The organism is Enterobacter hormaechei subsp. hoffmannii, from assembly GCF_001729745.1.
GTDB classification, from domain to species: domain Bacteria; phylum Pseudomonadota; class Gammaproteobacteria; order Enterobacterales; family Enterobacteriaceae; genus Enterobacter; species Enterobacter intestinihominis.
This window is the reverse complement of the sequence record NZ_CP017186.1, coordinates 2,584,709-2,596,982: the sequence shown is the minus strand read 5'-3', so window position 1 is coordinate 2,596,982 and position 12,274 is coordinate 2,584,709. Positions and strand designations below refer to the sequence as shown.

Here is a 12,274-nt window from a genome sequence, read left to right as displayed (position 1 = left end):
GAAAGCTCTCAGTTATTCTGAAGGCAGCGTTATTGCTTCTGCTTTGAAATCACTGGGGAACCCTCGCCCCTTTGGGGAGAGGGTTAGGGTGAGGGGCGCTACTGCGCCGCCTGTTTAGCAGGTGCAACATCATCGTTTGCCGCAGACTGATTCTCCGGTACGCTGTCGCACGGCTTCTCTTTCGGGCAGACCATGTCCAGCATCCTGAGCGTCACACCGTTACTCCAGCCGAAACCGTCCTGCAACGGATACTCACCGCCGCCACCGCCGGTACCTGTCGAAGAGACATCGTACTTCTCAACCAGTTTCTTCTCGCGATCGTAGGTATGCTGAACGTTTTTCAGGAAACGCCAGGTCACGTCCATCGCCACTTTCTGCTGACCATAGTTCTGCAACCCTTCCACCGCTACCCACTGCAACGGCGCCCAGCCGTTCGGCGCATCCCACTGCTGCCCGCTGTTGATGGTGGTGGTAGAAATACCGCCCGGTTTCAGCAGGCGCGACGATGCGGCTGCGGCCACTTTATCGGCGCGATCCTGTGATGCGGCCTTCACATACAGCGGGAAGAGGGCCGCGGCAGTCAGCTGATTACGCACCTTCCTGGTTTTCAGATCGTAATCCGCATACCAGCCCTCTTTATCGTTCCACAGGTGGCTCTCCATGGCTTTCTGACGTGCGGAGGCCAGCGCGTCATATTTACTTGCGCTGGCGGTATCCCCATCTTCCTGGCTGGCACGGGCCAGCAGTTTTTCCATCTTAAACATCAGCGCATTCAGATCCACCGGCACGATGCTGGTGGTGCGGATGGTACCCAGCTTCTGGGGATCGTCCATCCAGCGGGAGCTGAAATCCCAGCCCGAGGCCGCGGCAGAGCGCAGATCGCGGTAAATCTCGGTGGCCGGACGGTTAGGGTTATTTTTGGCGGTGGTCACGTCATCCAGCCACGACTCAGGGCGTGGCGTGTCCAGATCGTCCCAGTAGCGGTTGAGGAGGGAGCCGTCATCCAGCTTCACTACGCGTTTGTTTGCCTGACCAGGCTGGAGCCCATCAGCCCCCTCCATCCAGTAGGCATACTCCTTCTCCATCTGCGGACGGTATTTCTTCAACGCGTCGCTGTCATGCGTGGCCAACAGTTCCACCATCAAAGAAAAGAACGGTGGCTGAGAGCGGCTCAGGTAGTAGCTGCGGTTACCGTTAGGGATATGGCCCCAGGTATCAAGCTCGTATGCGAAGTTGTCCACCATGTCGCCGATCTTATCCCAGTGGCCGCTCTCGGCTAGCCCCAGCATGGTGAAATAGCTGTCCCAGTAATAGACTTCGCGGAATCGTCCTCCCGGCACGACATAGGGTTTTGGCAGAGGCAGGAGGGAGTCCCATTTGTTCGCTTTGTCGGTGGTGCGGGTCAGCACAGGCCACAGATCGTCTATGTGTTCGCGCAGGCTCTGGCCCTCAGGGGGAACATATTTCTCACCCTCCTTCGGCAGGATAAAGTTCATCTCCACGAAGTGACGCAGGTCAAAACCGGACTGGGTATGCTGCATCCGGTAATCCGCCAGGATCATCAGCGGGTCGCTTTTGGGAACGGCATCCGCGAAGGTTTTCTGATCCGGGAACAGTTTGGCGCTCTGAACGTCATTAAAGAGGGGGCCAAGAAGAATATCAGGTGAGCTTTGCTGGCTCGTTGGCTGGTCTTCAGCATAACCAAATGCGGTAACACCGAGTAGTGCGCCTGCCAACGCAAGGGGTAAAAAAGCGGGGCGTCGTGCGCGAGGTCTTATCATCGGTTCGTCTCCTGTCTTCGCTGAGCAGCGTGACCGCTGTTGTCAATTACCTGAAAACCTTAGACGAATATCGATAACTTCGCGTGTTGAATGTCCCATTTTTCGCATAACCAGAAAATTCGGGTGCGCTTTCACTACACCAGGGTTGGATTACTTAATTTTTAACCACACCACGGAAAGGCCGGGTAAGCTTCATGCCACCCGGCTTAAGCCCTACAACCCTTTTTTATCCATCAGCACCGCCAAATCCACCAGACGGTTTGAGAAGCCCCACTCGTTGTCATACCACGACAGGATCTTCACCATATTCCCGCCAATCACCAGCGTTGAAAGCCCGTCGATAATGGATGAGCGCGGGTCGCCCTGATAATCACTGGAGACAAGCGGTTCATCGCTGTAGCCCAGGATGCCTTTCAGCGGCCCGCTACCGGCAGCCTGACGGAACGCGTCATTCACCTCTTCGGCGGTCACGTTGCGGCTCAGCGTCACCGTCAGATCGACAATCGACACCACTGGCACCGGCACGCGCAGGGAATACCCGGTGAGTTTACCGTCCAGTTCGGGGATTACTTTCCCGAGCGCTTTTGCCGCGCCGCTGGAATAAGGCACAATCGATAATGCTGCCGCACGCGCGCCGCGTAGATCTTTTTCTGGCTGGTCATGCAGCGCCTGGCTGTTGGTGTAGGCATGCGTGGTGTTCATCAGCCCGTGTTCAATGCCAAACTGCTGGTGCAGCACCTGCGCCGCTGGCGCCAGACCGTTAGTGGTGCAACTCCCGTTACTGACCACAAAATGCTGGGCCGGATCGTACAGCGTGTGGTTCACGCCCATTACCACCGTAAGATCATCATTTTTAGCCGGGGCGGAAATAATGACGCGTTTTGCGCCGCCGCTCGTGATATGCACCGCCGCTTTATCACGTTCGGTGAAGAAACCGGTGGCTTCGATTACCACCTCAACGTCAGCGTCTTTCCACGGAATGTTTGCCGGGTCGCGTTCACTGAATACGGTGATGCGTTGCCCGTCAACCTGTAGCGCGCCGTCCGCCGCTTCCACAGGTACCGGTAGCGTGCCGAGCAGAGAGTCATATTTCAGCAGATGGGCGAGGGTTTTACTGTCCGTCAGATCGTTAATGGCCACAATCTGGAGATCCGGATTGCCCAGCGCCGCGCGCAGGACATTACGTCCGATACGGCCGAAACCGTTAATACCGACCTTAACCATGATGCACTCCTTATCTGTGTTGTCTGGAGTTACTGTAGGTGTCAGGTCGGTTGGCGTAAATGACAAAAAAGGATCAGATTACGCCATTCTGCGGCAGTGGAAACGCTGGCGATATTCGCCCGGCGTGAGATGAAGCTGCTTTTCAAAAACGCGGCGCAGGTTGATGCTGGTCCCAAACCCGCTTTTTTCGGCAATGACCTCAAGCGGATACGGGGTCTGCTCCAGAAGCTGTCGTGCAGCGGCCAGGCGGGCTTCGGTGACATAACGGGCCGGAGGTACACCGACGTCACGCGTGAACACGCGGGTGAAATTGCGCGGACTCATGGCGACCCGTTCGGCCAGCCTTTCGACGCACAAATCTGCGGTGAGGTTTTGCAGGATCCAGCTTTGCAGTTCGCTAACCGGTCCGGTCGCGCCGGACTGCTCCAGATTATAGCGGCTGAACTGTAGCTGGCCGCCAGGCCGGCGCAGGTACATCACCATATCCTGCGCCACGTTGCGGGCGAGGGTGAAGCCGTAATCATCCTCCACCAGCGCCAGCGTCAGATCAAACCCGGAACTGACGCCGCCGGACGTCCAGACGGGACCATCCTGAACATAGAGCGGGCCGCCCTCAACGTTGACCGCAGGATAGCGGGTTTTCAACGTTTCCAGAAGCCGCCAGTGGGTCGTTGCCCGGCGCCCATCGAGCAGTCCGGCCTGTGCCAGCAGCAGGGCCCCGCCGCAGACAGAGGCGACGCGTCGTGCATGCGGCGCGGCCAGGTGCAGCCAGTCCACCACCGCAGTGCTTTCCTGCTCATTCATGCCACGGCCGGTGATGATAATCGTGTCCAGCGGCTCGCGCGGATCCAGCTCCGGCAGGCGATAGTCCGCCAGCAGATTTAAGCCGGATTGGCCATGGATCACCAGGTGAGGCTGGGTAGTGGCAATAATGATGCGGTAGCGGGGCTGCGCCAGACCGTCCGGGTGCAGACGGTTGGCCTGCATCAGAATGTCGGCTATACCGGCGGCTTCAAACAACATGCCACCATCAGGAACAATTATCAGGATCTTCTTCATGTCCTGAAAAGTACCTTCCTTACAATATAAGTCAAGTGGAGGACGTTGACAGTTACCGAGCACGGTTATGGTCAACCCCGATGCCGGCAACGGCACATATTTTGATACCCACTTAACCTGTTTTTACCGCTCGGCCTGTAAGCTATGGTGCGGGAAAGCAAAGAACTCATAACAAATTTTCATCATGTTTGTAATAAATCGTCGGAGTGGTGGAAAGCAAGCAATAGTGTAGTTACGGTAAAATGCCAAATGAAGTTCGCCTGTCGAAAGCAGCGTCTTTATTCATTACCTGGGAAGGGTGGGTTATATTTTGAGCAATCCTTTGGCGAGCAAGATTGTAGTCAGGCTTAATTATTCATACGGCCCAGACGAAAGAAAATTATCTTAAGAAGGGGGGAGAGCATAAAGTTAATTTGCGGCGTGAAATTAATTTTTTCATCCTAACTGTGTTTACTTAATTTGATGGGACATCGTCCTGAGTATTGACGATTTGCTATCGATACAACAAATAATTCGTGTGAGATATATTCATATGCAACTGAAAAATTCTCCGTTCTACTAATTATGGTAGTGGCAGAAATAGTGGTATTACGTTAGTGATAATGGTTCTCTTTTGGTTTTTTTTGTCTTTAAATCAGTTAATTGCGCGATTTCTCTATTTTTCAGATTAATCTCAGAGTGAGGCGAATGCCTCATGAATCAGCAGTAGCGAAAAAGGAAATATTGAAAAGGCGATAAGCTCATGTAAACTTGTTTACCGTTTGTCAAAATATGTCAGGATTACGCTGGGCCTTATTCTCGAAGGCTCGTGCGGTAGCTATGCCCAAATAATAGTAACGCCCCGGAAAAACCTGACTATTTTTAACAATAGCACCTAAGTCAAATTTTATCCCCTCTCTTCATCCTCTAAATATCGCTACGGAAAAGCATATGAAACTGCGTGTATTGTTATCACTTCTGTTTGTTATGGCGGTGGCGGGCTGTAAGGCGCCGCAAAAACCAGCGATCACCGATGATACGATTGTGACCAGCCAGGTTAATGGCATCACGCTGACGCACCGTCACGCTGTTACCCCTCCGGCGGAGTTCACTCAGGTGAATGAACCGTATCGCGCTATGTACCCGGCATCCCTGATGAGCCGTCCTGACTACGGTGGAAAAGTGATCCGTACGCTTGAGACCGGAAAAACTTACGTCGTGCTTGGGCAGGTTGAACATTTCTGGATGGCGCTGGCCGATGATGGGAGTGAACAGCTGATTGGTTACGTGCCGATGCGTGCCGTGATCAAGGCCGACCAGTACGAAGCCACCGTGCGTAAACAGGCACTGCGCCCTAAAGCGCGCAAGAAAACCACCTGTGTTGATGTCGATGGCAACAGCAAAGCCTGCAAAGACAGCGCGAACGGTACCTGGATCCTGAACTAAACGGGTTTCACGAGCATATTTTTATGAATAATAAAAATTTCCATCGGATGTGGTTCCCTTTTTTTGCGTTGATTCTCGCGCTGATCGGTGGTTGTACGTCGTCTTCACACAGCGACCCCTCCCGCTACAATCTTCAGTTTCAGGCTCATCCTCAAATCAATGATTCTGCACCGCTTAAGGTCAGAGTATTGCTGCTGAAATCCGATGCGGATTTCATGTCCAGCGACTTCTACTCCTTACAGAACAACGCGTCAGCCACGCTTGGCGCGAATCTGCTGAACAGCGATGTGTTCTTCCTGATGCCGGGCCAGCTTTCGAAAACCCTGAGCGGTCAAAGCTCACCGGAAGCGCGCTATATCGGCGTAATGGCGGAATACCAGGCACTGGACGGCAAAAAATGGCGCGTCTCACTTCCTTTGCCTGTTCCCGGCGAAAACGCGATTTACCAGTTCTGGAAATGGTCCGCAGATGAACTCCAGGCCAGCGTCTTCCTTGACGTAAATGGTATCCGGGTCATCAGCCAGTAACGCCCTTCATAACAGGAAAGAGATCATCATGACGAAAGCAGAAAAGGTCGTCTGGACCGAGGGCATGTTCCTGCGTCCCCACCATTTTCAGCGGACAGAAAGTTACCTCCTCAACCACGTTCGTGAGTGGGGGGCCTTGCAGCGTTCGTATCTCTGGGGCTTTCTCGACCTTGAGCTGGATGAAGCGATGCTTCGCCAGGGCTGTATTGCCCTGAGCTACTGTAGCGGTTTGCTCCCTGACGGCACCTTTTTCCAGGTGCGCAGCGACCGCAACGGTCCGGCCCCGCTAAAAATCCCCGATAATCTTACCAATGAAAAGGTGGTGCTTGCGCTGCCGGTTCGTCGCGGTGGACGTGAAGAGGTGATTTTCAGCGAGGAGCACTCTTCTCTGGCGCGTTTTATTACGTTTGAACAAGAGGTAGAAGACGACAACGCCATGTCGGTCGGGGAAGCGACGGTTCAGTTTGGCCGCCTGCGTCTGACCCTGATGCTGGAGAAAGATCTGACGGCAGAATGGACCGCCATCGGCGTGGCGTGCGTCGCTGAAAAGCGCAACGACAACCACGTGCGGCTGGATAACAGCTACATCCCGCCAATGCTGAACGCCAATAACAGCCCGCAGCTGTACGGCATGATCAATGACCTGCACGGCCTGCTGGTGCAGCGTAGCCAGCAGATCGGCGGCCGCCTGCGCCAGCCGGGGCGTTTCAATACGTCCGAGATGGTTGAGTTCACGCTTCTTTCGCTGATCAACCGCCACCTTGGCGACATCTCACATTTAAAAACGCTGCCGCTGCTTCACCCTGAAGCGCTCTGGCGAAGCTGGCTGCCGTTTGCCACGGAACTCGCCACCTGGACGCCGCAGCGTACCGCAGAGAGCGTACTGCCGGTATACGACCATGACGATCTCGCCCTTTGCTTCGGCAAACTGATGCTGATGCTGCGTCAGGGGCTGTCGCTGGTCATGGAAGATCATGCCATCCAGCTGCCGCTGCACGAACGCTCTCACGGACTGAACATCGCCACCGTACCGGAGACCAGCATGGTCCGCGAATTTGGCTTCGTGCTGGCGGTAAAAGCCAATGTCCCCAGCGAACACCTGCAAACCCATTTCCCTGCCCAGATGAAGGTTGCGCCAGTCTCGAAAATTCGCGATCTGGTTCAGCTCCAGCTGCCGGGCATCATGCTTCGGGCAATGCCCGTCGCGCCGCCGCAGATCCCGTGGCATGCAGGCTACAGCTATTTCGAGCTCGAGAGGGGCAGCGAACTGTGGCACGAAATGGACAAGTCTGGGGCATTCGCGCTGCATCTCGCAGGGGAATTCCCGGGTCTCGATATGGAGTTCTGGGCCATCCGTAGCCCGACAGAATAATAAAGCGAGCGCTTAATATGCAGGAACGACAGGATACCGGCAGTGATGCCCTGTTTACCGGAGCCAGTGGGAACAATCAGCTGGTGGCGGCCGCCAATCCGCTGCTCAATGCGATTCCGCAAATCCGTCATTCGGTTTCCCACGACGATCAGGTCGGGCTGCGCCAGCGCCTGATTGACGAAATTCGCCGTTTCGAAGTGCGATGCCAGCAGGCGGGCTTACCATATGAAGTGATTGTCGGCGCGCGCTACTGCCTCTGCACGGCGCTGGACGAAGCCGCCGCTCTGACCCCCTGGGGAAGCAGCGGCGTCTGGTCAAGCAATGGTCTGCTGGTGACGTTTCATAACGAAACCTGGGGTGGCGAGAAGTTTTTCCAGCTGCTGGCACGTCTTTCGCAGAATCCGCGCGAACACATTCTGCTGCTGGAGATGATCAACTACTGTCTGCTGCTCGGCTTTGAAGGCCGCTACCGCGTGCTGGACAATGGCCGGACCCAGCTTGAAACCATCAAACAGCGCCTGTGGCAGATGATCCGTGGCGTTCGCGGCAGCTACCCGCCGCCACTCTCGCCGCACCCGGAAGATCGCCCCGTTCTGCGCAAGCTCTGGCGGCCGATGATTCCACTCTGGGCGTGCGTGGCGCTGGTCGGCTTTATCGCCTGCCTGTTCTATATCGTGCTGAACTGGCGTCTCGGTGATAACACCAGCCCGGTGCTGGCGAAAATTTACCAGTCCCAACTGCCGGAAACCACGATCCAGCAACCTGCGCGCCAGCTGCCGGCGGTACTGAACCTGCGCGGCTTCCTGAAACCGGAAATTGATGCCGGTCTGGTGGCCGTTAAGGATGAGGCGGATCGCAGCGTGGTGATCCTTAAAGGGGACGGACTCTTTGCCTCGGCCTCAACGGTGGTGCGCGATCGCTATGAGCCGGTCATCGACCGCATCGCCCAGGCGATGAATAACGTCAGCGGCAAAATTCTGGTGGTGGGGTACAGCGACAACGTGCCGATCCGCAGCGCACGCTTCGCCTCTAACTATGAACTCTCGCTTGAGCGCGCCCGTTCGGTGCAAAAACAGCTCCAGGGTAGCCTCTCGCAGCCTGAGCGCGTCAAAGCCGAAGGGCGGGGCGAGATCAACCCGGTAGCGCCTAACACGACGCCTGAAAATCGCGCCCGTAACCGCCGCGTGGAGATTACGCTGCTGGTATCGCCTGACAATACCCAGGCCGAGCTGAACGGATTGCCGCAAGGAAACTAAGGATGCTGACTACTCTACTTTCTATACTGACCAATCGCATTCTGTGGAGCTTCCTGGGCGTAACGGCACTCGCGGCGGTCATCTGGATGATTGGCCCGCTGTTGTCCATCGTGGACACCCGGCCCCTTGAATCAGAGCAGAACCGCGTCATCAGCATTGCGGTGGTCTACCTGATTTGGGCTCAGAGCCACATTCTGCCGCGGCTGTATAACGCCTGGCTGAACCGTAAGCTGATGGACAAGCTTAACGAAAATACCACCAGCCCGGAGGCGGCCGATCCGCAGAAACGTCTGAACAGCGAGGAGCAGATCCTTGCCGGGCGTTTCGATGAAGCCGCCCAGATGCTGAAAAAAGCCCACTTCAGCAAAGCGGGACATGGCGCGCAGTGGACGCAGCGCTTCAGTACGCAGTACCTCTATCAGCTGCCGTGGTACGTCATTATTGGCGCGCCGGGTTCAGGTAAAACCACCGCGCTGGCCAACTCCGGGCTGCAATTCCCGCTGGCGGACCGCTTCGGTAAAACCGCGCTGCGCGGCATTGGCGGCACGCGCAACTGTGACTGGTGGTTTACCAACGAGGCGGTTCTGCTGGATACCGCGGGGCGCTACACCACTCAGGAGAGCGAGCAGGTTCAGGACGCCGGGGAGTGGCTGGAATTTATCAACCTGCTGCGTAAATACCGCCGTCGTCAGCCCATCAACGGCGTGATTATCACCATCAGCATTTCCGACCTGCTTTCGCAGTCCGCTGAGGCCTCCCGCCAGCAGGCGGTCAACCTGCGCCAGCGTCTCTCCGAGCTGCATGAACAGCTGGGTATTCGCTTCCCGGTGTATGTGATGGTGACCAAAGCGGATCTGCTTAAAGGCTTCCGCGCCTGGTTTGCGGATTACGACAAAGCCCAGCGCGATCAGATCTGGGGCTTTACGCTGCCGTGGGAGCAGACCAAACACGCCGATTACGACCTGATGGGCAACTTCCAGCAGGAATTTTCCCTGCTGCAACAGCGTCTGGATGCTGGCCTGCCGGAAACCATGCTTAAAGAGCATGACGCCAAAACCCGTGCGGAAGCCTATCTCTTCCCGCAGGAGTTCGCCGCGCTGCGTCCGCTGCTGGCAGACTACCTGAGCACGGTCTTTGCCCGCTCAAACTTCGAAACCGAATTTTCGCCGCGCGGCATCTACTTTGCCAGCGGCACCCAGGAAGGGATGCCGTTTGACCGCGTGATGGGCGAGCTGAACCGCGCGCTCTCCTTACCTGAAGGGGAGGAAAGCACGCGCTGGGATTCGGTAAGCAAAGAGGCGCCGATCCCGGGCGCGAAGGGCCAAAGCTTCTTCATTAAAAATCTGCTGCAAAACGTGATTTTTCAGGAAGCGGGCATCGCCGGGGAAAACCGCTGGTGGGAGCTGCGCAACCGCGCCGTGATGTGGTCCGGCTACGCGGCGCTGCTGGCCCTGCTGGTGATCCTGGGTGGTCTGTGGCTGACCAGCTACGCCAAAAATAAAGCTTATCTGGAAGAGGTAGATGCAAAAGTGCCGATGCTGGAGCAGCAGAGCAAGGCGCTGCAAAACCAGCCCCAGCGCGATCTGTTTGCGCTTCTGCCGCTGCTTAACAGCCTGGTGGATCTGCCGAAAAGCGATGCCTTCGACGTTAACAACCCGCCGGTTTCCCGCCGCATGGGGCTTTATCGCGGGGATGACGTCAGCGATGCCTCGCAGTCTCTGTATCAGAAGGCGCTGGATCAGATGCTGCTGCCTGCCGTGGCGATGCACATTACCACCTGGCTGCGCAACGACAACGGCAGCGACGTGGAGTACAGCTATGAGGCGCTGAAAGCCTATCAGATGCTCTACCAGCCTAAGCATTATGACGGTAAATTCCTGCACTCGTGGGTGATGCTTAACCTGCAACGCAACCTGCCGCAGAACGTGACGCAGGCGCAGCTTCAGGAGCTGGAATGGCACCTGACGCAGCTGCTGGAGCCAAAAATTCAGGCTTCACCGTATGCGCAGGATGAGGATCTGGTGGCCCGTGAAAGGGCGCTGATCAACCAGCAGCCGCTCTCAACACGCGTATATGGGCGCCTGAAACGTCTGCTGGAGCATGATGAGAACCTGAAGCCGGTTTCGCTTTCTGATCTCGGCGGCCCGCAGAGCGAGCTGGTGTTTTCGCGCAAAAGCGGCAAGCCGGTGAGTGAGGGCGTACCGGGCCTCTACACGCCGGACGGCTACTGGAAAAGCTTCAACGACCAGATCGACAGCGTGACCACCGCCCTGCACGAGGACGATGCCTGGGTACTGGGAGCGACCACTGCCCAGGAAGATAAACAGCAGATCGACAACGCCGTGCGTCAGCTCTACATGCGCGACTTTATCGTTAACTGGGATCGCTTTCTCGCTGATATTCAGCTCAACAACAGCGCCGATCTTTCCCAGCGTATCAACACCGCGCGCCTGCTTTCAGGCACCAATTCGCCGCTGCGCCGTCTGGTACTTAACCTGAGCAAGGTGCTGACCCTGTCGCGCACTGCGCCTGCGCCGGAAGATGCGCAAAAAGCGGAAGAGCAAAGCAACCGCGCCACCCGCACGCTGGAAGCGCTGTTCAGCAACGGTGACAATGCCCCGACGCAGGGCGCGGTTGTGACGCAGGCGCCTGAGCAACTGGTGACCGACCACTATGCGCCGATGATTGAGCTGGCGCAGCCGCTGGAGAAGGGCGGCAAGACCATCGTCTTTGATGATTTTCTTAAGCAGGTTGACGAGCTTTATCGCTACCTGACCGCCGTTCAGGATGCAGCCAACAGCGGTATGCCCGCGCCGGGCGGCGATGCAATCAGCCGCCTGCAAGCCAGCGCGGGACGTCTGCCGGGCGGGCTGCAAACTATGTTCAGCAATATGGCCGTCGGCGCCAGCAGCGACACTCAGCGTCGCGATCTGGAGAACGTGCGTAAGCGCATTAACGTGGAAGTGGGTGGGTTCTGCCGTCAGGCGATTGCCGGGCGTTATCCGCTGGTGCGCAGCGCCAGCACTGAGGTGACGCCGGACGATCTCGCCCGCATGTTCGCGCCGGGCACCGGACTGATGGACACCTTTTTCCGCGACAACCTGACCAACAAGGTGGACACCACCCAGGCGAACTGGCGCTTTATGCCAGGCATCGACGGTAAAACGCTGCCGGGCAGTGAAGGGCTGCTGCGTCCGTTCCAGCAGGCGCAGTCTGTCCGCGATGCCTTCTTCGCAAACGGCGCGACCACGCCATCCTTCAAGGTGACGGTGCGCACCGTGCGTATGGACAATACCATTCTGAACCTGACGCTGGACGTGGACGGCCAACTGCTGCGCTACAGCCACGGTCCGCAGGCGGTGCAGATCATGACCTGGCCGGGGCCGGGCGGGACGAACCAGGTGCGTATGCAGCTCGGTCTTGCCAATGGCAGCACCGCAACGCTGGTGACCAACGGTTCCTGGGCGCTCAACCGCTTTTTCGACAAGGCGCGCACCAGTCCTGGCGCGGGTAGCCTGAGCCGTCAGGCGACCTTCAACGTCGACGGACATCAGGTCACGCTGGAGTTTGCCCCGAACAGCATCCGTAACCCGTTCCAGCTTCCCCGTTTCTCATGCCCATAACCGCAAG

Annotated in this window: 8 protein-coding genes; 5 read left to right on the top strand and 3 right to left on the bottom strand. The window is 57.0% G+C overall.

Annotated elements, in window-relative coordinates:
• Window positions 1-98: 98 nt before the first annotated feature.
• The 3 genes from BFV65_RS12195 to BFV65_RS12185 all read right to left on the bottom strand — a co-directional run bounded on the left by BFV65_RS12195 (window position 99) and on the right by BFV65_RS12185 (window position 4,064).
• Window positions 99-1,781, bottom strand: a complete 1,683-nt coding sequence (locus BFV65_RS12195) for an alpha,alpha-trehalase (protein ID WP_045623225.1) — start codon at window positions 1,779-1,781, stop codon at window positions 99-101.
• 213 nt (window positions 1,782-1,994) lie between these two features.
• Window positions 1,995-3,005 (bottom strand): type I glyceraldehyde-3-phosphate dehydrogenase, encoded by a 1,011-nt coding sequence (gap, locus tag BFV65_RS12190; RefSeq protein ID WP_023306461.1) that lies wholly within the window; start codon window positions 3,003-3,005, stop codon window positions 1,995-1,997.
• Window positions 3,006-3,083: 78 nt separating this feature from the next.
• Window positions 3,084-4,064, bottom strand: a complete 981-nt coding sequence (locus BFV65_RS12185; RefSeq protein WP_023300337.1) for a GlxA family transcriptional regulator — start codon at window positions 4,062-4,064, stop codon at window positions 3,084-3,086.
• A 930-nt stretch (window positions 4,065-4,994) separates the two neighbouring features.
• On the opposite strand from BFV65_RS12185, the gene BFV65_RS12180 reads away from it, so the two are divergent.
• Genes BFV65_RS12180 through tssM form a run of 5 tightly spaced genes read left to right on the top strand, consistent with a single transcriptional unit; the run spans window position 4,995 to window position 12,267 of the window.
• Window positions 4,995-5,489 (top strand): hypothetical protein, encoded by a 495-nt coding sequence (locus tag BFV65_RS12180; protein ID WP_023300336.1) that lies wholly within the window; start codon window positions 4,995-4,997, stop codon window positions 5,487-5,489.
• Window positions 5,490-5,512: 23 nt separating this feature from the next.
• Window positions 5,513-6,016: a type VI secretion system lipoprotein TssJ gene (tssJ, locus tag BFV65_RS12175; protein WP_022648418.1), complete on the top strand. Its 504-nt coding sequence runs from the start codon at window positions 5,513-5,515 to the stop codon at window positions 6,014-6,016.
• A 28-nt stretch (window positions 6,017-6,044) separates the two neighbouring features.
• Complete coding sequence (gene tssK / locus BFV65_RS12170) at window positions 6,045-7,388, top strand: type VI secretion system baseplate subunit TssK (RefSeq protein WP_069596698.1); 1,344 nt, start codon at window positions 6,045-6,047, stop codon at window positions 7,386-7,388.
• Between the two features lie 17 nt (window positions 7,389-7,405).
• Window positions 7,406-8,644: a DotU family type VI secretion system protein gene (locus tag BFV65_RS12165; protein WP_023300334.1), complete on the top strand. Its 1,239-nt coding sequence runs from the start codon at window positions 7,406-7,408 to the stop codon at window positions 8,642-8,644.
• Window positions 8,645-8,646: 2 nt separating this feature from the next.
• On the top strand, window positions 8,647-12,267 hold the full coding sequence (gene tssM, locus BFV65_RS12160) for a type VI secretion system membrane subunit TssM (protein ID WP_069596697.1): 3,621 nt from the start codon (window positions 8,647-8,649) through the stop codon (window positions 12,265-12,267).
• Window positions 12,268-12,274 lie beyond the last annotated feature (7 nt).